Source organism: Gaetbulibacter aestuarii (assembly GCF_039537665.1).
Lineage (GTDB): Bacteria > Bacteroidota > Bacteroidia > Flavobacteriales > Flavobacteriaceae > Gaetbulibacter_A > Gaetbulibacter_A aestuarii.
In genome coordinates, this window is sequence record NZ_BAABAY010000001.1 from 1,442,190 (window position 1) to 1,461,453 (window position 19,264).

Here is a 19,264-nt window from a genome sequence, read left to right on the forward strand (position 1 = left end):
TTTAAAGGATATGAAAGAAAAGTGCTCAAAAATTGTAATTACTCAAAAGTTGGTGGTGAGACTAACGTGTACTTTCGAATTTGATACCTTAAACGGTTCATTCTCAATTTTAGCCGCTGCGTAGTTCAACTTAAACAGTCCTGCTTTTGTTATAATTCCCAGGCCAATTCCGTAACTAAATAGCTTTTTTTTCATATTCGAAATTTTATTTTCGAAATACCCCAAATCTGTAATGGAATGAACATATAAATTGTTGCTTAAGGACAATCGGTATTCTGTATTCAAAATCCCATAGCTATTTGCCAGTAAACTATTTTCCTGAAACCCTCTTATGGAATTGATGCCACCAAAACGCAGTAATTCATTTTCAAATAAAGTATCAGAGACTAAGGATTCAACATGCCCACGAAAGTAAATGCTGTTTTTAATATTTAAATTGAAAATGTGCATGGCATCTACTATAAGAAAGGATTGTTTCGTTGTCATACCATCGCTCTTTCTGGAACCTAAGTTACCTTCAAAATAAAAACTAGATTTAAATGGAAAGAGTAGATTGCTGAATTGCGGATTTCTAAAGTGATAACTGCCTGAAAAAAAACGCGTTGCATAGTTTGCTAAATTCGAAGTTGTAGCGTTGTTTAATAAATTATTGGATGTTCTCGAGGTTATTCCCAAGGCAATGCGATGCTTCGAAGACATTTGATAATTGGTTTTAAAAGATTGGTCAACCGTAGTAAATGATGAATCTCGCCTGAACAAGCGTAACGCTAACTCTGCTCCGAGCGGAGAGTTAAATAAATAAGGCATGTCGATATTAACCTCAAATTGTTGCTGGTCGGTTTCATCACTCTTGTAAAATATCCGGAAGCTTTCACCATAATTTAACGTGTTAACCAGGTTCAAATTCAAATAACCGTTAAATTGAATTTTATTAGTGGTCTCATTGGTGCCAAAACCTAAAAAACCGTCAAAAGTATTACTTTTCCTTTTTTCCAGATAGAGGTAAAGGGTTGTTGAATCTTTTGTAAAAAGGACTTCCGGTGATTTGAGTTGACTTGCGAAATTTAAATTACGAAGTTGTCCAGTTTTCTCTTTGATTTCCGATAGATTGAATAACTGTCCTTTTTTAATATTTAAGAAATAGCGAAGAAAGCTTTTTGGAAACTTTTCATAGCCCTTAATTTCAATCGCATCAATATGTCTTATTTGTTCGTCGGGAATCAACGTAAGATCAGCAGTTAAATCATCTCCTTCGATTTCAAGATTTTTAAGTTGAATTTTACTGAAAGGGATACCCTGCTCTGAAATTTTTGAACTGAGAAAATGTAATGCCGATTCTAAACTACTGAAAGGTATCTCAAAATAGTTGTCTGTAACCTGAGATGATATCAAACTCAATAGAGCAGAGGTAAGCCATTCCTTATTATCATATCGTATTTTAATGGTTTCAAACTTTTTACCCAGTTTAAAACTTACAAAATAAGTGGAATCATTTTCCTTGGTTAAGGCTGAATGTTGAGATTCAATATACCCCATTTTATATATGATGTTTTGAACGGAATCTACTTCCCGATAAATTCCCGAAACATCCTCAAATATGTTTCTGTAATTAAGAACCTCCAAAACTGTTGTGTCTCTTTCAGACTCTCCTTCAATTTTTAAATGAAGATTTTGAGCCGAAATACCTGTTGAAAACACACCACATATAATAAGGTAAAAAAAGTAGTATTTTTGCACGGTTTATATCACGCCTTTAGGTTGTAAATCTAACGGAAAAAGAACAGTTTTAATATGGATGGAAATTTTATTTTTTAAAACTCTTAAAAATTAATGTTTTAGGATTTGAATAATTAATTTAAATTTCTACCTTTGCAGCCCTTTAATCAAGGGATTTTAAAATTTATAGGAATTATATATGCCAACAATTTCACAATTAGTACGAAAAGGAAGAGCCAAAATAACCAAGAAGAGTAAATCGGCTGCTTTAAATTCGTGTCCTCAGAGACGTGGTGTGTGTACTCGTGTTTATACAACAACGCCTAAGAAACCTAACTCAGCAATGCGTAAGGTAGCAAGGGTTCGTTTAACAAACGGAAACGAGGTTAACGCATACATCGGTGGTGAAGGTCACAATTTACAAGAGCACTCGATAGTATTGGTTAGAGGTGGAAGGGTAAAGGATTTACCAGGAGTTAGATATCACATCGTTCGTGGTGCCTTAGACACAGCAGGTGTTGCAGGTAGAACACAACGTAGATCTAAGTATGGTGCAAAACGCCCTAAAAAGTAATTAACACTTTAAGAAGAAGACATGAGAAAAAGAGCAGCAAAAAAGAGACCGCTTCTACCGGATCCACGTTTTAACGATCAGCTTGTAACGCGATTCGTTAATATGATGATGTGGGATGGAAAGAAGTCTGTAGCTTTTAAAGTATTCTACGATGCAATTGATATTGTAGACTCAAAAAAGACTGACGAAGAAAAAACAGCCTTAGATCTTTGGAAAGATGCTTTATCGAATGTGATGCCTCACGTAGAAGTACGTAGTCGTCGTGTTGGTGGTGCAACCTTCCAGATTCCAATGCAAATTCGTCCGGACCGTAAAGTATCTACAGCCATGAAATGGTTAATTAGTTACTCACGTAAAAGAAATGAAAAATCCATGGCGTTACGCTTGGCTTCAGAAATTTTAGCAGCCGCTAAAGAAGAAGGAGCAGCAGTTAAAAAACGTATTGATACGCATAAAATGGCAGAAGCTAATAAAGCATTCTCTCACTTTAGATTTTAAAATATAATGGCAAGAGATTTAAAATATACTAGAAATATAGGTATTGCTGCACATATTGATGCAGGAAAAACAACGACTACAGAACGTATTCTTTACTATACGGGAGTATCTCACAAAATTGGTGAGGTTCACGATGGTGCTGCAACTATGGACTGGATGGAGCAAGAGCAAGAGCGTGGTATTACCATTACCTCTGCGGCTACAACCTGTTCCTGGAAGTTCCCAATGGAAAATGCACAACCTACTCCTGACACTAAAGATTACCACTTTAATATTATTGACACTCCGGGCCACGTGGATTTTACCGTTGAGGTAAACCGTTCCTTACGTGTTCTTGATGGTTTGGTGTTCTTATTTAGTGCGGTTGATGGTGTAGAGCCTCAATCAGAAACAAACTGGAGATTGGCTGATAACTATAAAGTACCTCGTATTGGTTTCGTTAATAAAATGGACCGTCAGGGATCTAACTTTTTAGGAGTTTGTCAGCAAGTTAAAGATATGTTGAAGTCTAACGCGGTGCCAATCGTATTGAATATTGGTGACGAGATCGACTTTAAAGGTATTATCGATTTAGTAAAGAACAGAGCTATCGTTTGGCATGATGAAACGCAAGGGGCAACTTTTGATGTTATCGAAATTCCGGACGAATTAAAAGCTGAAGCAAAAAAATACAGAGCCTTATTAATTGAGGAAGTAGCTACTTATGATGAAAATCTTCTTGAGAAATTCATGGAAGATGAAGATTCAATTACTGAAGATGAAGTGCATGCCGCACTTAGAGCAGCAGTAATGGATATGGCTATCATCCCAATGATCTGCGGTTCTGCGTTTAAAAATAAAGGTGTTCAATTCTTATTAGATGCCGTTTGTCGTTACTTACCATCTCCGTTAGATAGAGATAACATCGTAGGAACGAATCCGGAAACTGGTGAGAAAGAATCACGTAGACCAAGTATTGATGCACCGTTTTCTGCATTGGCATTTAAAATTGCTACCGATCCTTTCGTAGGACGTTTAGCATTCTTTAGAGCGTACTCAGGTCACCTGGATGCCGGTTCTTATGTATTGAATAACCGTTCAGGTAAAAAAGAACGTATTTCACGTATCTACCAAATGCACTCAAACAAACAAAACGCTATTGATTTTATCAATGCCGGAGATATTGGAGCAGCTGTTGGATTTAAAGATATTAAAACCGGAGATACCCTATCTGATGAAAAACACCCGATTGTATTAGAATCTATGGATTTCCCAGATCCTGTAATCGGTATTGCTGTTGAGCCTAAAACCAAAGCTGATGTTGATAAATTAGGTATGGCTTTAGCTAAATTAGCTGAAGAAGATCCAACATTTACAGCAAGAACAGATGAGGCTTCAGGACAAACAATTATATCAGGAATGGGTGAGCTTCACTTAGATATTATCGTTGATCGTTTACGTCGCGAATTTAAGGTTGAAGTAAATCAAGGTCAACCTCAGGTTGAGTACAAAGAAGCTATTACACAGCGTGCAAACCACAGAGAAGTATACAAGAAACAATCCGGTGGACGTGGTAAATTTGCTGATATTGTATTTACCCTTGAGCCAGCTGAAGAAGGTAAGCATGGTTTAGAATTTGTTTCTGAAATTAAAGGTGGTAACGTTCCTAAGGAATTTATTCCATCCATTGAGAAAGGATTCCAAATGGCGATGCAAAACGGACCTTTAGCCGGATATGAAATTGACGCGATGAAAGTAACCTTAACTGATGGATCTTACCATGATGTGGATTCGGATCAGTTATCGTTCGAATTGGCTGCTAAAATTGGATTTAAAAATGCTGCCAAAGCTGCAAAAGCCGTAATCATGGAACCCATCATGAAACTTGAGGTAATTACTCCTGAAGAAAACATGGGTGACATTGTAGGTGATTTAAATAGAAGACGTGGTCAGGTGAACAATATGGGTGATCGTGCAGGAGCTAAAACTGTAAAAGCTTTAGTGCCGCTTTCAGAAATGTTTGGTTATGTAACCACATTGAGAACCCTGTCATCAGGTCGTGCAACTTCAACAATGGAATTTTCACATTATGCCGAAACTCCTTCTAATATATCTGAAGAAGTAATTAAGGCAGCTAAAGGCGTGGAAGCTTAAAATCTAAGAAAATGAGTCAAAAAATTAGAATAAAATTAAAATCCTACGATCACAACTTAGTAGACAAGTCTGCTGATAAGATTGTAAAAACAGTAAAAAGTACAGGGGCTGTGGTAACCGGACCAATTCCATTACCAACGCACAAGAAAATTTTCACTGTATTACGTTCTCCACACGTTAACAAAAAGTCGAGAGAGCAGTTCCAATTAAGTTCATTTAAAAGACTTTTGGACATCTACTCGTCTTCATCAAAAACCATTGATGCGTTAATGAAGCTTGAATTGCCAAGTGGAGTTGAAGTAGAGATTAAAGTATAATTATAGGGCGATACTAGCTATCGAACTAACATGTCCCACCGATGCGGTCGCGGGAAAAACGGATAAATACATTTCAGGGACGAAAGGTATTTTGTCCCTGAAATTTTTTAAATAAGAAAAAGAGGTTGAATTAAATTTCAACAAGTAGTAACATTAATAATTAATAAATATGTCTGGGTTAATTGGAAAAAAAATCGGTATGACCAGCTTATTCGATGACAACGGAAAGAACATTCCTTGTACAGTAATCGAAGCAGGTCCATGTATCGTTACCCAAGTCAGAACCGAAGAAGTTGATGGCTATAAAGCCATTCAGGTTGGTTTCGATGACGCGACAGAAAAAAGCACTACTAAAGCTGATCAAGGTCACTTTAAAAAGGCTGGTACTTCTGTAAAACGCAAGGTCGTTGAATTCAAAGGTTTTGATAAGGAGTACAAATTAGGTGATGCCATCACTGTTGAGCATTTCAACGAAGGTGAGTTTGTGGACATCGCAGGAACGTCTAAAGGAAAAGGATTCCAGGGGGTTGTAAAACGTCATGGTTTTGGTGGTGTAGGTCAAGCGACTCACGGTCAGCATAACCGTTTAAGAGCACCTGGTTCTATTGGAGCTGCATCATATCCTGCTCGTGTTTTTAAAGGCATGAAAATGGCAGGCCGTATGGGTGGTGAAAAAGTAAAAGTTCAAAATTTAAGAGTTTTAAAAGTAGTGCCTGAAAAGAATCTACTTGTTGTGAAAGGCTGTGTGCCAGGTCACAAAAACGCTTATGTAATTATTAGAAAGTAATGAAAGTAGCAGTTTTAGATATAAACGGAAAAGACACCGGAAGAAAGGCAGACCTTTCTCAAGATGTGTATGCTATTGAGCCTAATAATCACGCTGTATATTTGGATGTTAAACAATATTTAGCAAACCAACGTCAGGGAACTCACAAAGCTAAAGAACGTGCTGAGATCGCTGGTAGTACACGTAAAATTAAAAAGCAAAAAGGAACTGGTACTGCGAGAGCAGGTAGCATCAAATCTGGTGTTTTCAAAGGTGGCGGACGTATGTTTGGTCCAAGACCAAGAAACTACAGTTTCAAATTGAATAAAAACCTAAAGCGTTTGGCTCGTAAATCAGCCTTAAGTATAAAAGCTGGAGAGAAAGCAATTACTGTTTTAGAGGACTTCAATTTTGATGAACCTAAAACAAAAAACTTTACTGCAGTTTTAAAGGCTTTAGAACTAGAAAACAAAAAGTCTTTGTTTGTGTTGGGCGGTAACAATAATAACGTATATTTGTCATCGCGTAATTTGAAAGGCTCTGTGGTTATAACTAGCTCAGAATTAAGCACTTACAAAATTTTAAACGCAAATCAAGTAATCCTTTTAGAAGGTGCGCTAGAAGGTATTGAATTAAATTTAAGTAAATAGAAACCATGAATATCTTAATTAAACCGATAATCACAGAAAAAGCAACCGGCGATAGCGAGTTAAGAAACCGCTATACGTTTGCAGTGAACTCAAAGGCGAACAAGATAGAAATTAAAAAAGCCGTTGAAGAGGCTTATGGGGTTTCTGTTGAAAAAGTTCGTACTATAAATGTCCGTCCAGAAAGAAGTACCAAATACACAAAAAATGGTATTCAACATGGTAAAACAAATGCTGTTAAAAAAGCAATTGTACAGCTGGCGGAAGGTGAAATGATTGATTTATACAGTAATCTGTAATTAAGACAACTATGTCAGTAAGAAAATTAAAACCGATCACACCAGGACAGCGTTTTAGAGTAGTAAACGGGTATGACGCCGTGACTACTGATAAGCCGGAGAAGAGCTTGCTCGTTCCGAATAAAAAGTCTGGTGGTAGAAACAGTCAAGGTAAAATGACCATGCGCTACATTGGTGGTGGTCATAAGAAAAGATACCGTTTAATAGATTTTAAAAGAAACAAAGTTGGTATTCCGGCGGAAGTTAAATCTATTGAATACGATCCGAACAGAACCGCTTTTATCGCTTTATTGAATTATCAAGATGGTGAAAAAAGTTATATCATAGCTCAAAATGGTTTACAAGTTGGGCAAAATGTGGTATCTGGTTATGAAGGTGTTGCTCCTGAAATAGGAAATGCAATGCCATTAAGTCAAATTCCTTTAGGGACTATTATTTCTTGTGTAGAGTTACGTCCGGGACAAGGTGCTGTTATGGCGCGTAGTGCTGGAGCATTTGCTCAAATTATGGCACGAGAAGGAAAGTTCACAACCATTAAATTGCCTTCAGGTGAAACCAGATTGATTCTTAGTGCTTGTATGGCAACTGTAGGTGTTGTATCAAACTCTGATCATCAGTTATTAGTTGGTGGTAAAGCCGGTAGAACACGATGGTTAGGAAGACGACCAAGAACCAGACCAGTAGTGATGAACCCAATCGATCACCCAATGGGTGGTGGTGAAGGTCGCGCTTCAGGTGGTCACCCACGTTCTAGAAAGGGCATCCCTGCGAAAGGATACAGAACCCGTTCTAAAACAAAATATAGTAACAAATACATTGTAGAACGTAGAAAGAAATAAGACATGGCAAGATCATTAAAAAAAGGACCTTACGTTCATTATAAATTAGAAAGAAAAGTTGCTGCTAATGTTGAGAACAACAAAAAGACAGTAATTAAAACCTGGTCAAGAGCCAGTATGATTACTCCTGATTTTGTTGGACAAACGATCGCAGTGCACAATGGCCGTCAATTCGTTCCAGTATATGTTACTGAAAACATGGTAGGTCATAAATTAGGAGAATTTTCACCAACGCGTTCATTCCGTGGACATGCCGGTGCTAAAAATAAAGGTAAAAAGTAGTAAGCTATGGGAAGTCGTAAAAAAGAAATGGCAGACGCTATTAAGGAAGCAAAAAAGCATGTGGCTTTTGCAAAGCTTAATAATTGTCCTACGTCACCAAGAAAAATGCGCTTAGTAGCCGATTTAGTAAGAGGTGAAAAGGTACAGGATGCTCTTAATATCTTAAAATTCAACCAAAAGGAAGCTTCTGGTCGTTTAGAAAAGTTATTATTGTCAGCTATCGCGAATTGGCAATCAAAAAATGAGGATGCTGATGTAGAATCTGCAGACCTTATTGTAAAAGAGATCAGAGTGGATGGCGGATCTATGTTAAAAAGATTACGTCCGGCACCTCAGGGTCGCGCTCACAGAATAAGAAAACGTTCAAACCACGTTACATTAGTGGTAGGAGCTAATAATAACACACAAAGCTAAGATAGAAGTATGGGACAAAAGACAAATCCAATCGGAAATCGCTTAGGAATTATCAGAGGATGGGAATCTAACTGGTACGGAGGAAACGATTATGGCGATAAACTTGCCGAAGACGATAAGATTAGAAAATACGTTCACGCGCGTTTATCTAAAGCTAGTGTAAGTAGAGTAATTATCGAAAGAACTTTAAAGCTTGTAACCGTTACTATCACTACGGCCAGACCAGGTATCATTATTGGTAAAGGTGGCCAGGAGGTAGACAAGTTAAAAGAAGAACTTAAGAAGATTACAGGAAAAGAAGTTCAGATCAACATCTTTGAAATAAAGAGACCTGAACTTGATGCACATTTAGTAGCAGCGAGTATTGCACGTCAAATTGAAAACAGAATTTCATACCGTCGTGCCATTAAAATGGCTATTGCTGCAACAATGCGCATGAACGCTGAGGGAATAAAAATTGAAATTAGTGGTCGTTTAAACGGTGCTGAAATGGCACGTAGCGAACACTATAAAGAAGGACGTATTCCATTATCAACCTTCAGAGCCGATATTGATTATGCTTTAGTTGAAGCCCACACTACTTACGGTAGATTAGGGGTTAAAGTATGGATCATGAAAGGTGAAGTGTATGGTAAAAGAGAACTTTCTCCACTTGTTGGTTTATCTAAGAAGCAAGGAAAAGGTGGAGGAAGAGGAACCAAAGGACCTCGTCGTAGAAAGTAATTTTTTATAAAGTAAAGAAAAATGTTACAGCCTAAAAGAACAAAATTTCGTAAGCAGCAAAAAGGACGTATGAAGGGGATTGCCGGAAGAGGGCATCAACTTTCAAACGGAACTTTTGGAATAAAAGCGTTAGACACGAACTTTATTACAGCGCGTCAAATTGAAGCCGCACGTATTGCCGCTACACGTTACATGAAAAGAGAAGGGCAACTTTGGATTAAAATTTATCCGGACAAGCCTATCACTAAGAAACCTCTTGAAGTACGTATGGGTAAAGGTAAAGGTGCTGTTGAGTATTGGGTAGCGCCTGTATTACCAGGACGTATTTTATTTGAAGTTGGTGGTGTGTCTTTAGAAATTGCTAAAGAAGCATTGCGTTTAGCAGCTCAAAAATTACCGGTTAAAACTAAGTTTATAATTGCTAGAGATTATGAAGCATAATTTATTTGATATTATGAAACAATCAGAAATTAAAGAATTATCTGTAGCTGAGTTGCAAGAAAAACTTGGTGAGGTAAAAAAGAGTTATTCAGATCTAAAATTAGCTCATGCAATTTCTCCTTTAGAAAATCCAATTCAGTTACGTGGTTTAAGACGTACTGTAGCAAGGATTGCAACCGAATTAACTAAAAGAGAACAATAATTTTGCTGAAGATGGAAACAAGAAAATTAAGAAAAGAACGTATAGGAGTAGTTACTAGTAACAAGATGCAAAAATCTATTGTTGTTGCAGAGGTTAAAAAAGTAAAGCACCCTATGTATGGTAAGTTCGTGTTGAAAACGAAAAAATACGTTGCACACGACGAAACAAATGATTGTAACATTGGAGATACTGTAAAGATCATGGAAACACGACCTTTAAGTAAATCTAAATGTTGGAGATTAGTAGAAATCATTGAAAGAGCTAAATAATTATGGTACAGCAAGAATCAAGATTAAGAGTAGCAGATAACACCGGAGCGAAAGAGGTTTTAACCATTCGCGTACTTGGTGGAACAAAAAAGAGATATGCCTCTGTAGGAGACAAAATCGTTGTTTCTGTTAAAGATGCAACACCTAATGGAAACATTAAAAAAGGTGCTGTTTCTACCGCAGTTGTTGTGCGTACTAAAAAAGAAGTTAGACGACCAGACGGATCATACATCCGTTTCGATGATAATGCCTGTGTATTATTGAACCCTACCGGGGAAATGAGAGGTACACGTGTATTTGGTCCTGTAGCTAGAGAACTTCGTGATAAACAATTCATGAAAATTGTATCATTAGCACCTGAAGTGCTTTAATACATTATAAGATGACAAAGTTTAAAATAAAAACTGGAGATACTGTAAGAGTTATTGCTGGAGATCACAAAGGATCTGAAGGTAAAGTTCTTGAGGTACTCACAGCGAAAAACAAAGCGATCGTTGAGGGAATTAATTTGGTTAAGAAACACACGAAGCCAAGTACTCAAAACCCTCAAGGAGGAATCGTTGAGAAAGAAGCACCTATTCACGTGTCTAATTTATCATTGTTAACCAAAAAAGGCGAAACAACACGAGTTGGATACAGAATGGAAGGTGATAAAAAAGTAAGATTTTCAGTAAAATCTAATGAAGTAATATAGTTATGGCATATTCACCAAGACTTAAAGAAGATTATAAAAGCAGGGTTATTGCAGCGTTAACCGAAGAGTTCGGTTACGAGAACGTAATGCAAGTGCCTAAACTAAAAAAGATAGTAATATCTAAAGGTGTAGGAGCCGCTGTGGCAGATAAAAAGCTAATTGACCATGCAATTGAAGAATTAACTGCAATCTCAGGTCAAAGAGCTGTTGCAACCATGTCTAAAAAAGACGTTGCATCTTTCAAATTGCGTAAAGGAATGCCCATTGGAGCAAAAGTAACTTTACGTGGTGAAAGAATGTACGAGTTTTTAGATCGTTTAGTAACTACCGCCTTACCACGTGTAAGAGATTTTAACGGTATCAAAGCTACTGGTTTTGATGGTCGTGGAAATTACAATCTAGGAATTACTGAGCAAATTATCTTTCCGGAAATCAATATCGATAAGGTAAATAAGATCACCGGTATGGATATTACATTTGTAACCTCTGCTGAAACAGATAAAGAAGCAAAATCATTATTATCCGAATTAGGATTACCTTTTAAAAAGAATTAAGATATGGCTAAAGAATCAATGAAAGCCCGTGAGGTAAAAAGAGCAAAAACAGTAGCTAAGTATGCAGCAAAACGCAAAGCTTTAAAGGAAGCAGGCGATTATGAAGCATTACAAAAGTTGCCTAAAAATGCGTCTCCAATTCGTATGCATAATAGATGTAAATTAACAGGACGACCTAAAGGTTATATGAGAGATTTTGGTATTTCTCGTGTGATGTTTAGAGAAATGGCCAATAAAGGTCTGATTCCTGGAGTAAGAAAAGCAAGTTGGTAATATTATTTAAATAATCAGGTTTCAGGTTTGAGTCTTGCTCGAAAACCAAAACCACAAAATCAATTCATTATGTACTCAGATCCAATTGCGGATTATTTGACAAGAATTAGAAACGCAGTACGTGCTAACCACAGAGTGGTAGAGATACCGGCATCTAATTTAAAAAAGGACATCACTAAAATATTATTCGAACAAGGATATATTTTAAGTTACAAATTTGATGATTCCTCTGTGCAAGGCACTATTAAAATAGCGCTTAAGTACAACAAAGAAACAAAAGAACCAGTAATTAAGAAACTTCAAAGAATCAGTAGACCAGGTTTACGTAAGTACGCCGGTGCTGATGAATTACCACGTATCTTAAATGGTCTTGGTATTGCTATCGTTTCCACTTCTCACGGAGTGATGACAGGCAAACAGGCCAAAAGAGATAATGTAGGTGGCGAAGTTTTATGTTACGTATACTAATTTAAAAGCCAGAAAGAAATGTCAAGAATAGGAAACAATCCAGTAGCCATTCCAGAAGGTGTTACAGTAGATGTAAAAGACAACGTTGTTACTGTAAAAGGAAAATTAGGTGAGCTAACTCAAAATTACGATTCTGTTGAAATTAAAGTGGAAGAAGGAAATGTGTTCGTAAAACGTGCTGACGATTCTAAAGATCAAAAAGCAAAACACGGATTATACAGAGCTTTAATGAAGAATATGATTGAAGGTGTATCTAAAGGATGGACTAAAGAATTGGAATTGGTTGGTGTAGGTTACAGAGCCTCAAATCAAGGCCAGAAATTAGATTTAGCTATCGGATTTTCACACAACATCGTTATGGATATCGCTCCTGAGATCAAAGTAGAAACTGTTACAGAAAAAGGTAAAAATCCAATCGTGAAATTAACCTCTTTCGACAAACAATTAGTGGGTCAGGTAGCAGCGAAAATTCGTGGTTTTAGAAAACCAGAGCCTTACAAAGGAAAAGGAATTAAGTTTGTTGGTGAACAAATAAGAAGAAAAGCAGGTAAATCAGCTTAATAAATTAGTTATGGCATTAACAAAGAATCAAAGAAGAATAAGAATTAAAAACAGAATTCGCAAGATTGTTTCTGGTACAGAAGCCAGACCAAGATTGACTGTTTTTAGAAGTAATAAAGAAATTTATGCTCAAGTTGTAGATGACAATACCGGTAATACTATCGCTGCTGCATCTTCAAGAGATAAAGAGATCAAGACTGCTAAAGCTAATAAAACCGAAGTTGCTGCTTTGGTGGGTAAGGCTGTTGCTGAGAAAGCTTTAAAAGCAGGTGTAGAAACAATCGCTTTCGATAGAGGTGGTTACTTATATCACGGAAGAGTTAAATCGTTAGCCGAAGGTGCTAGAGAAGGCGGACTAAAATTTTAAAATATTATGTTTCAAAAATATAAAAGCGCAGAATTAGTAAAACCAGGTGGATTAGATCTTAAAGATCGTTTAGTTGGTGTACAACGTGTTACCAAAGTAACAAAAGGTGGTAGAGCATTTGGTTTTTCAGCCATTGTTGTAGTAGGTAACGAAAATGGTGTTGTTGGACAAGGTTTAGGAAAATCTAAAGATGTGGCCAGCGCTATTGCTAAGGCTGTTGAAGATGCTAAGAAAAACTTAGTTCGTATTCCTATTATTAAAGGAACTGTTCCTCATGAGCAAAAAGGTAAATATGGTGGCGCTCGCGTTAACATTATTCCAGCTGCTCCAGGTACAGGAGTAATTGCCGGTGGTGCTGTAAGAACAGTATTAGAAGCCGTAGGTGTGCACGATGTATTATCAAAATCTCAAGGGTCTTCAAACCCACACAACGTGGTAAAAGCAACATTTGATGCTTTATTACAGTTAAGAGATGCGAACACTATTGCACGTGACAGAGGATTATCACTTGAACAAGTTTTTAACGCTTAATACGTACAGAGATGGCAAAGATTAAAGTAACCAAAGTTAAAAGCGCAATCAATCGTACACAAAGACAAAAAAGAACTTTAGAAGCTCTTGGTCTTAATAAGATTGGTCAGGTAAAAGAACACGAGGCAACACCTAACATTCTTGGGATGATTGCTAAAGTTAAACATTTAGTTTCTGTAGAGGAAGCAAAATAATTTAAACTGAAAAATGGATTTAAGTAATTTAAAACCTGCAGAAGGTTCAGTAAAACATGATGGAAAACGCGTTGGACGTGGACAAGGTTCCGGTAAAGGTGGTACGGCTACTCGTGGCCACAAAGGAGCAAAATCACGTTCAGGTTATTCTAAGAAAATAGGTTTTGAAGGTGGTCAAATGCCGCTTCAAAGACGTGTTCCTAAGTTTGGATTTACCAATATTAACCGTGTGGCGTATCAAGGTATTAATCTCGATACTTTACAAGCATTGGTAGATGAGAAAAAGGTAAAAGATACAATTGATTTAGATGTGCTCATGACAAATCGTTTGGCTGGAAAAAATGATCTGGTTAAAGTTTTAGGTCGTGGTGAATTAAAAGCAAAATTAAAAGTATCTGCTCATAAGTTTAGTGCTTCAGCAAAAGCTGCTATTGAAGCTGCAGGAGGAGAAGCAATAACTTTATAAGCCGGATTTATATGAAAATTATAGAATCAATAAAGAATGTTTGGAAAATAGAAGAATTAAGAGATAGAATCATCTTAACCTTAGGTCTTCTTTTGGTATATCGATTTGGCGCACAGGTAGTATTACCAGGCGTTGATGTAGCTCAGTTAGAAGGTTTAGCAAAGAGTACAGACTCTGGCCTTTTAGGACTACTTAACGCATTTACTGGTGGTGCTTTTGCAAAAGCTTCTGTGTTTGCCCTGGGTATTATGCCTTACATTTCTGCTTCTATTGTTGTTCAGTTAATGGGTATTGCAATTCCGTACCTTCAAAAATTACAAAAAGAAGGAGCGAGTGGGCAAAAGAAAATAACACAAATTACCCGTTGGTTAACCATCGCTATTTGTTTGTTGCAGGCACCTGGTTATTTAGCTAGTTTACCTGCCTTAGGTATTCCACAAAGCGCCTTTTTATTAGGTACAGGACCTTTATTCTATTTCTCTTCTGTTTCCATTTTGGTAACAGGTACCATCTTCGCGATGTGGCTTGGAGAGAAAATAACAGATAAAGGTATTGGTAATGGTATCTCCCTTTTAATTATGGTAGGTATCCTGGCCAGAATGCCAAAAGTATTCTTGCAAAACGCCGTAACGCGTCTGGAAGGAAATAATGTGATGCTAATTCTTTTTGAATTGGTGATCTGGTTTGTTATTATTCTTGCAGCCGTAATGTTAACCATGGGTGTTCGTAAGATCGCAGTGCAATATGCCAGACGTACGGCATCAGGTGGTTATGAAAGAAATGCTATGGCCGGATCCAGACAATATATCCCATTAAAGCTTAATGCTTCAGGGGTAATGCCTATTATCTTTGCACAAGCTATTATGTTTGTGCCTAATTTAATAGGAAAGTCATTAGGTAGTGCCAGTGCCGCAGGGCAGTGGATTCAATCTAATTTCTCTGATATCTTTGGATTCTGGTACAATTTAGTATTCGCCTTATTAATTATAGTATTCACCTATTTTTATACAGCGATTACCGTGCCTACCAACAAGATGGCAGACGATTTGAAACGTAGTGGTGGTTTTATCCCAGGCATTCGTCCGGGAACCGAAACCTCTGAATATTTAGATAAGATCATGTCTCAGATCACCTTACCGGGATCTATATTCTTAGCATTAATAGCTGTATTCCCGGCGTTCATTGTAAAGATCATGGATGTACAACAAGGATGGGCGTTGTTCTTTGGAGGAACTTCACTACTGATTATGGTTGGAGTTGCAATCGATACCATGCAACAAGTAAATTCATACTTGTTGAACAGACATTATGACGGCTTGATGAAAACAGGTAAAAATAGAAAAGCAGTAGCTTAATATATAAAATACTATGGCAAAACAAGCAGCAATAGAACAAGACGGAACCATCATTGAAGCATTATCAAATGCGATGTTTCGTGTTGAATTAGAAAACGGTCACATCGTGACAGCGCATATTTCCGGTAAAATGCGTATGCATTACATTAAATTGTTGCCGGGTGATAAAGTGAAATTAGAAATGAGTCCTTACGATTTAACGAAGGCTCGTATAACTTATAGATACTAAGTACGAGTCCGAAAGACAACGTAATGGTAATATAAAAAACAACAACAAGATGAAAGTAAGAGCATCTATTAAGAAAAGAAGTGCAGATTGTAAAATCGTACGTAGAAAAGGTAGACTTTACGTGATAAACAAAAAGAATCCTAGATTTAAACAAAGACAAGGGTAAATTATGGCAAGAATTGCAGGTGTAGACATACCGAAAAACAAAAGAGGAGTTATTGCTTTAACTTATATCTATGGGATAGGTAAAAGTAGAGCACAAGAAATTTTAGCCGCTGCTAAAGTTGACGAAAGTACAAAAGTTCAAGATTGGACTGACGATGAAATAGGTGCCATCCGTGAAGCGGTCGGTACGTATACTATCGAAGGTGAATTACGTTCTGAACAACAAATGAACATTAAACGTTTAATGGACATTGGATGCTACAGAGGTATTCGTCATAGAGCAGGCTTACCTTTAAGAGGTCAGCGTACGAAAAACAATTCTAGAACCAGAAAAGGTAGAAGAAAAACTGTTGCTAACAAGAAGAAAGCAACGAAATAATAATTAACAATTTAGTCTTTAGTATTTAGACGTTGGAAGGAATCTGTTTGAAATTTTACGGTTTAGGATTCTAGCGACTATCACTAAACAACTAAGCACTAGAAAATATGGCAAAAACAAGCACAAAAAAACGTAAAGTTAATGTTGACTCTGTAGGAGAAGCACATGTTACCGCTTCTTTTAACAACATCATTATCTCATTAACCAACAAAAAAGGCGATGTAATTTCATGGTCTTCAGCTGGAAAAATGGGATTCAGAGGGTCTAAAAAGAATACACCTTACGCAGCACAATTAGCTGCTGAAGATGCTGCAGGTGTAGCATCAGAAGCTGGTTTAAAGAAAGTAAAGGTTTACGTTAAAGGACCTGGTAATGGTAGAGAATCTGCCATCCGATCTATTCACAATGCAGGTATCGAAGTAACTGAAATCATCGATGTTACGCCATTACCACATAATGGATGTCGTCCTCCAAAACGTAGACGCGTTTAATCAAATTTAATAATAACAAGTATCAACGAGAGATAGAACCAACTATCGAAGGATAAGACTAAGACCTTAATTCATAGTTGCTCTCATTAAAACAACAATTTAGAAATGGCAAGATATACTGGTCCTAAAACTAAGATAGCTCGTAAATTTGGCGAAGCTATTTTCGGAGATGATAAATCTTTTGAGAAAAGAAATTATCCTCCAGGTCAACATGGTAACAACAGACGTCGTGGTAAAAAGTCTGAATATGCGATCCAATTAATGGAAAAGCAAAAAGCTAAATATACTTACGGTATTTTAGAAAGACAATTCCGCGGATTATTTAAAAAAGCACGTGCTTCTCAAGGAATCACAGGTGAAGTGTTGTTACAACTTTGTGAATCTCGTTTAGACAACGTAGTATTCCGTATGGGGATTGCCCCAACAAGAAGTGCTGCAAGACAACTCGTTTCTCACAGACATATTACTGTAAACGGAAATTTGGTAAACATCCCATCCTACCAATTAAAAGCTGGTGATGTTGTTGCGGTACGTGAAAAATCAAAATCACTTGAAGCTATTGATAAATCACTTTCAAATTCAAGTCACGTATACGAATGGATTACCTGGAACGATGAAACTAAGGAAGGAACGTATGTTTCTGTGCCTGCAAGAATTCAAATTCCAGAAAACATTAATGAGCAGTTCATCGTCGAATTGTACTCTAAATAATTATAAATTAACCATATTGGTATTTGGCCAAAGGGTTTATTTGTTCTTCTTCAAACTTATAAACCGCGCAACCAAATAACAATTAAAACGAAGAAATAAAAATTATGGCAGTATTTAATTTTCAGAAGCCCGATAAAGTAATCATGATTGATTCAACCGATTATGAAGGCAAATTCGAATTTCGTCCTTTAGAACCCGGTTACGGATTAACAGTAGGTAACGCATTACGTAGAGTTTTACTCTCTTCATTAGAAGGGTTTGCTATTACATCGGTTAGAATAGAAGGTGTAGACCACGAATTCTCTGCAATTTCAGGTGTAGTTGAAGATGTTACAGAAATCATCTTAAACCTAAAACAAGTACGTTTCAAGCGTCAAATTGACGATATTGATAACGAATCTGTTTCCATCTCAATCTCAGGTCAAGAGCGTATTACCGCCGGCGATTTCCAGAAATTCATTTCCGGATTTCAAGTATTGAACACCGAGTTGGTAATTTGTAACTTAGATCCTAAAGTGAATTTCAATATAGAAATCACTATTGAAAAAGGACGTGGATATGTTCCTGCTGAAGAAAATAAAAAAGCTTCTGCACCAATGGGTACAATCTTTACAGATTCTATTTATACGCCAATAAAAAACGTTAAGTATAGTATTGAGAACTATCGTGTAGAGCAAAAAACCGATTACGAAAAATTGGTTTTTGAGATCATTACTGATGGTTCAATTACACCACAAGACGCTTTAACTGAAGCAGCGAAAACTTTAATTCACCACTTCATGTTATTCTCTGATGAGCGTATCACTTTAGAAGCTGATGAGATCGCTCAAACAGAAACTTATGATGAAGAATCACTTCACATGAGACAGTTGCTTAAAACAAAATTGATCGACATGGACCTATCTGTTCGTGCCTTGAATTGTTTGAAAGCAGCTGAAGTTGATACTTTAGGCGACTTGGTATCATTCAATAAAAACGATCTAATGAAGTTCCGTAACTTCGGTAAAAAATCATTAACTGAGCTTGAAGAGCTTGTAAATGTTAAAGGTTTGAATTTTGGAATGGATTTAAGCAAATACAAATTAGATAAAGATTAATTACTAAAAACCGGCTTTTATAATTTGCTCCTCAGAAGAGTTGCAGCAAGATAAAGGTCTAAATCAAAGGTCATGAGACACGGAAAGAAAACAAATCATTTAGGCAGAAAAACTGCGCACAGAAAATCAATGTTGGCTAATATGGCGTGTTCCTTAATTGAGCACAAACGTATTAACACAACTGTAGCTAAAGCAAAAGCTTTAAAGCAGTTTGTTGAGCCTATGATTACAAAATCTAAGGAAGATACGACACACAACAGACGTATTGTAATGTCGCGTTTAAGACAAAAAGATGCGGTAACTGAATTGTTCAGAGAAGTTGCTGTGAAAGTAGCCGACAGACCGGGAGGTTATACCCGAATCATTAAATTGGGTAACCGATTAGGTGATAATGCCGATATGGCGATGATAGAATTAGTTGATTACAACGAAATCTATAACGCTGGTAAGAAATCTAAGAAATCTACAAGAAGAAGTAGACGTGGTGGTTCAGGTAGTTCTAAGCCTGCAGCAGCGGCTTCAACTGAAAAGAAAGAAGCTTCAAACGAAGAAGAATAAATGTTAATAAGCATTTGAAATATAAAGGATAAACTATTTTAGTTTATCCTT

At 36.8% G+C, this 19,264-nt stretch carries 33 protein-coding genes; 32 read left to right on the forward strand and 1 reads right to left on the reverse strand.

The genetic code is table 11. From position 1 onward, the window contains the following. Nucleotides 1-42: 42 nt before the first annotated feature. Entirely contained in the window at nucleotides 43-1,737 is a 1,695-nt protein-coding gene (locus tag ABD682_RS06385) for a POTRA domain-containing protein (protein ID WP_344740244.1), read from the reverse strand. 178 nt (nucleotides 1,738-1,915) lie between these two features. Here ABD682_RS06385 and rpsL point away from each other — a divergent pair, with 178 nt between their 5' ends. From rpsL to rplQ, 32 genes are all read left to right on the forward strand, one after another. Next, nucleotides 1,916-2,290, forward strand: a complete 375-nt coding sequence (rpsL, locus tag ABD682_RS06390; RefSeq protein ID WP_042499114.1) for a 30S ribosomal protein S12 — start codon at nucleotides 1,916-1,918, stop codon at nucleotides 2,288-2,290. A 21-nt stretch (nucleotides 2,291-2,311) separates the two neighbouring features. Continuing rightward, complete coding sequence (gene rpsG / locus ABD682_RS06395; RefSeq protein WP_344740247.1) at nucleotides 2,312-2,788, forward strand: 30S ribosomal protein S7; 477 nt, start codon at nucleotides 2,312-2,314, stop codon at nucleotides 2,786-2,788. Between the two features lie 6 nt (nucleotides 2,789-2,794). Beyond that, complete coding sequence (fusA, locus tag ABD682_RS06400; protein ID WP_344740249.1) at nucleotides 2,795-4,921, forward strand: elongation factor G; 2,127 nt, start codon at nucleotides 2,795-2,797, stop codon at nucleotides 4,919-4,921. Nucleotides 4,922-4,932: 11 nt separating this feature from the next. After that, nucleotides 4,933-5,238: a 30S ribosomal protein S10 gene (gene rpsJ / locus ABD682_RS06405; protein ID WP_223549398.1), complete on the forward strand. Its 306-nt coding sequence runs from the start codon at nucleotides 4,933-4,935 to the stop codon at nucleotides 5,236-5,238. Between the two features lie 169 nt (nucleotides 5,239-5,407). Next, nucleotides 5,408-6,025: a 50S ribosomal protein L3 gene (rplC, locus tag ABD682_RS06410; protein WP_344740253.1), complete on the forward strand. Its 618-nt coding sequence runs from the start codon at nucleotides 5,408-5,410 to the stop codon at nucleotides 6,023-6,025. After that, nucleotides 6,025-6,654, forward strand: a complete 630-nt coding sequence (rplD, locus tag ABD682_RS06415) for a 50S ribosomal protein L4 (RefSeq protein ID WP_344740255.1) — start codon at nucleotides 6,025-6,027, stop codon at nucleotides 6,652-6,654. The genes rplC and rplD overlap by 1 nt, the downstream gene beginning before the upstream one ends. 5 nt (nucleotides 6,655-6,659) lie before the next feature. Continuing rightward, the gene (gene rplW, locus ABD682_RS06420) at nucleotides 6,660-6,950 is read left to right on the forward strand and encodes a 50S ribosomal protein L23 (RefSeq protein ID WP_344740257.1); all 291 of its coding nucleotides are present in this window, start codon (nucleotides 6,660-6,662) and stop codon (nucleotides 6,948-6,950) included. Between the two features lie 11 nt (nucleotides 6,951-6,961). Beyond that, on the forward strand, nucleotides 6,962-7,789 hold the full coding sequence (gene rplB, locus ABD682_RS06425; RefSeq protein ID WP_344740259.1) for a 50S ribosomal protein L2: 828 nt from the start codon (nucleotides 6,962-6,964) through the stop codon (nucleotides 7,787-7,789). Nucleotides 7,790-7,792: 3 nt separating this feature from the next. Beyond that, nucleotides 7,793-8,071 (forward strand): 30S ribosomal protein S19, encoded by a 279-nt coding sequence (gene rpsS / locus ABD682_RS06430; RefSeq protein WP_042245192.1) that lies wholly within the window; start codon nucleotides 7,793-7,795, stop codon nucleotides 8,069-8,071. A 6-nt stretch (nucleotides 8,072-8,077) separates the two neighbouring features. Continuing rightward, nucleotides 8,078-8,485 (forward strand): 50S ribosomal protein L22, encoded by a 408-nt coding sequence (gene rplV, locus ABD682_RS06435; protein ID WP_344740263.1) that lies wholly within the window; start codon nucleotides 8,078-8,080, stop codon nucleotides 8,483-8,485. Between the two features lie 9 nt (nucleotides 8,486-8,494). After that, entirely contained in the window at nucleotides 8,495-9,208 is a 714-nt protein-coding gene (gene rpsC / locus ABD682_RS06440) for a 30S ribosomal protein S3 (RefSeq protein ID WP_344740265.1), read from the forward strand. Between the two features lie 21 nt (nucleotides 9,209-9,229). Continuing rightward, on the forward strand, nucleotides 9,230-9,649 hold the full coding sequence (gene rplP / locus ABD682_RS06445) for a 50S ribosomal protein L16 (RefSeq protein ID WP_344740267.1): 420 nt from the start codon (nucleotides 9,230-9,232) through the stop codon (nucleotides 9,647-9,649). Nucleotides 9,650-9,662: 13 nt separating this feature from the next. Continuing rightward, nucleotides 9,663-9,851 (forward strand): 50S ribosomal protein L29, encoded by a 189-nt coding sequence (gene rpmC, locus ABD682_RS06450; RefSeq protein ID WP_344740812.1) that lies wholly within the window; start codon nucleotides 9,663-9,665, stop codon nucleotides 9,849-9,851. Between the two features lie 11 nt (nucleotides 9,852-9,862). Then, the gene (rpsQ, locus tag ABD682_RS06455) at nucleotides 9,863-10,120 is read left to right on the forward strand and encodes a 30S ribosomal protein S17 (RefSeq protein WP_344740269.1); all 258 of its coding nucleotides are present in this window, start codon (nucleotides 9,863-9,865) and stop codon (nucleotides 10,118-10,120) included. A gap of 2 nt (nucleotides 10,121-10,122) precedes the next feature. Further along, nucleotides 10,123-10,491: a 50S ribosomal protein L14 gene (gene rplN, locus ABD682_RS06460; protein ID WP_344740271.1), complete on the forward strand. Its 369-nt coding sequence runs from the start codon at nucleotides 10,123-10,125 to the stop codon at nucleotides 10,489-10,491. An 11-nt stretch (nucleotides 10,492-10,502) separates the two neighbouring features. After that, a complete protein-coding gene (gene rplX / locus ABD682_RS06465) occupies nucleotides 10,503-10,814 on the forward strand; it encodes a 50S ribosomal protein L24 (RefSeq protein WP_344740273.1) in 312 nt (103 codons plus the stop codon). Between the two features lie 2 nt (nucleotides 10,815-10,816). Then, nucleotides 10,817-11,368, forward strand: a complete 552-nt coding sequence (gene rplE / locus ABD682_RS06470) for a 50S ribosomal protein L5 (RefSeq protein WP_344740275.1) — start codon at nucleotides 10,817-10,819, stop codon at nucleotides 11,366-11,368. Nucleotides 11,369-11,371: 3 nt separating this feature from the next. Continuing rightward, nucleotides 11,372-11,641: a 30S ribosomal protein S14 gene (rpsN, locus tag ABD682_RS06475; protein ID WP_076698025.1), complete on the forward strand. Its 270-nt coding sequence runs from the start codon at nucleotides 11,372-11,374 to the stop codon at nucleotides 11,639-11,641. A 69-nt stretch (nucleotides 11,642-11,710) separates the two neighbouring features. Then, a complete protein-coding gene (rpsH, locus tag ABD682_RS06480; protein ID WP_344740278.1) occupies nucleotides 11,711-12,109 on the forward strand; it encodes a 30S ribosomal protein S8 in 399 nt (132 codons plus the stop codon). 18 nt (nucleotides 12,110-12,127) lie between these two features. After that, entirely contained in the window at nucleotides 12,128-12,670 is a 543-nt protein-coding gene (rplF, locus tag ABD682_RS06485; protein WP_344740279.1) for a 50S ribosomal protein L6, read from the forward strand. A 10-nt stretch (nucleotides 12,671-12,680) separates the two neighbouring features. Then, complete coding sequence (gene rplR, locus ABD682_RS06490) at nucleotides 12,681-13,037, forward strand: 50S ribosomal protein L18 (protein WP_344740280.1); 357 nt, start codon at nucleotides 12,681-12,683, stop codon at nucleotides 13,035-13,037. Nucleotides 13,038-13,043: 6 nt separating this feature from the next. Continuing rightward, nucleotides 13,044-13,568, forward strand: a complete 525-nt coding sequence (gene rpsE, locus ABD682_RS06495; RefSeq protein ID WP_344740281.1) for a 30S ribosomal protein S5 — start codon at nucleotides 13,044-13,046, stop codon at nucleotides 13,566-13,568. 11 nt (nucleotides 13,569-13,579) lie between these two features. Beyond that, nucleotides 13,580-13,762, forward strand: coding sequence for a 50S ribosomal protein L30 (gene rpmD / locus ABD682_RS06500; protein ID WP_344740282.1), 183 nt, complete (start codon nucleotides 13,580-13,582; stop codon nucleotides 13,760-13,762). Nucleotides 13,763-13,775: 13 nt separating this feature from the next. Beyond that, entirely contained in the window at nucleotides 13,776-14,228 is a 453-nt protein-coding gene (gene rplO / locus ABD682_RS06505; RefSeq protein ID WP_344740283.1) for a 50S ribosomal protein L15, read from the forward strand. 11 nt (nucleotides 14,229-14,239) lie between these two features. After that, a complete protein-coding gene (secY, locus tag ABD682_RS06510; protein ID WP_344740284.1) occupies nucleotides 14,240-15,583 on the forward strand; it encodes a preprotein translocase subunit SecY in 1,344 nt (447 codons plus the stop codon). 13 nt (nucleotides 15,584-15,596) lie between these two features. Beyond that, on the forward strand, nucleotides 15,597-15,812 hold the full coding sequence (infA, locus tag ABD682_RS06515) for a translation initiation factor IF-1 (protein ID WP_007094967.1): 216 nt from the start codon (nucleotides 15,597-15,599) through the stop codon (nucleotides 15,810-15,812). A gap of 49 nt (nucleotides 15,813-15,861) precedes the next feature. After that, nucleotides 15,862-15,978 (forward strand): type B 50S ribosomal protein L36, encoded by a 117-nt coding sequence (ykgO, locus tag ABD682_RS06520; RefSeq protein ID WP_010519235.1) that lies wholly within the window; start codon nucleotides 15,862-15,864, stop codon nucleotides 15,976-15,978. Between the two features lie 3 nt (nucleotides 15,979-15,981). Further along, nucleotides 15,982-16,356: a 30S ribosomal protein S13 gene (gene rpsM / locus ABD682_RS06525; protein WP_344740285.1), complete on the forward strand. Its 375-nt coding sequence runs from the start codon at nucleotides 15,982-15,984 to the stop codon at nucleotides 16,354-16,356. A 107-nt stretch (nucleotides 16,357-16,463) separates the two neighbouring features. Continuing rightward, nucleotides 16,464-16,847: a 30S ribosomal protein S11 gene (gene rpsK / locus ABD682_RS06530; RefSeq protein WP_344740286.1), complete on the forward strand. Its 384-nt coding sequence runs from the start codon at nucleotides 16,464-16,466 to the stop codon at nucleotides 16,845-16,847. Nucleotides 16,848-16,952: 105 nt separating this feature from the next. Next, nucleotides 16,953-17,558 carry a 30S ribosomal protein S4 gene (rpsD, locus tag ABD682_RS06535; RefSeq protein WP_344740287.1) on the forward strand — a complete coding sequence of 202 codons (606 nt, stop codon included), beginning with the start codon at nucleotides 16,953-16,955 and terminating at the stop codon, nucleotides 17,556-17,558. A 104-nt stretch (nucleotides 17,559-17,662) separates the two neighbouring features. Continuing rightward, nucleotides 17,663-18,655 (forward strand): DNA-directed RNA polymerase subunit alpha, encoded by a 993-nt coding sequence (locus tag ABD682_RS06540; protein ID WP_344740288.1) that lies wholly within the window; start codon nucleotides 17,663-17,665, stop codon nucleotides 18,653-18,655. Nucleotides 18,656-18,727: 72 nt separating this feature from the next. Then, the gene (rplQ, locus tag ABD682_RS06545; protein WP_344740289.1) at nucleotides 18,728-19,213 is read left to right on the forward strand and encodes a 50S ribosomal protein L17; all 486 of its coding nucleotides are present in this window, start codon (nucleotides 18,728-18,730) and stop codon (nucleotides 19,211-19,213) included. The last annotated feature ends 51 nt before the right edge of the window (nucleotides 19,214-19,264 follow it).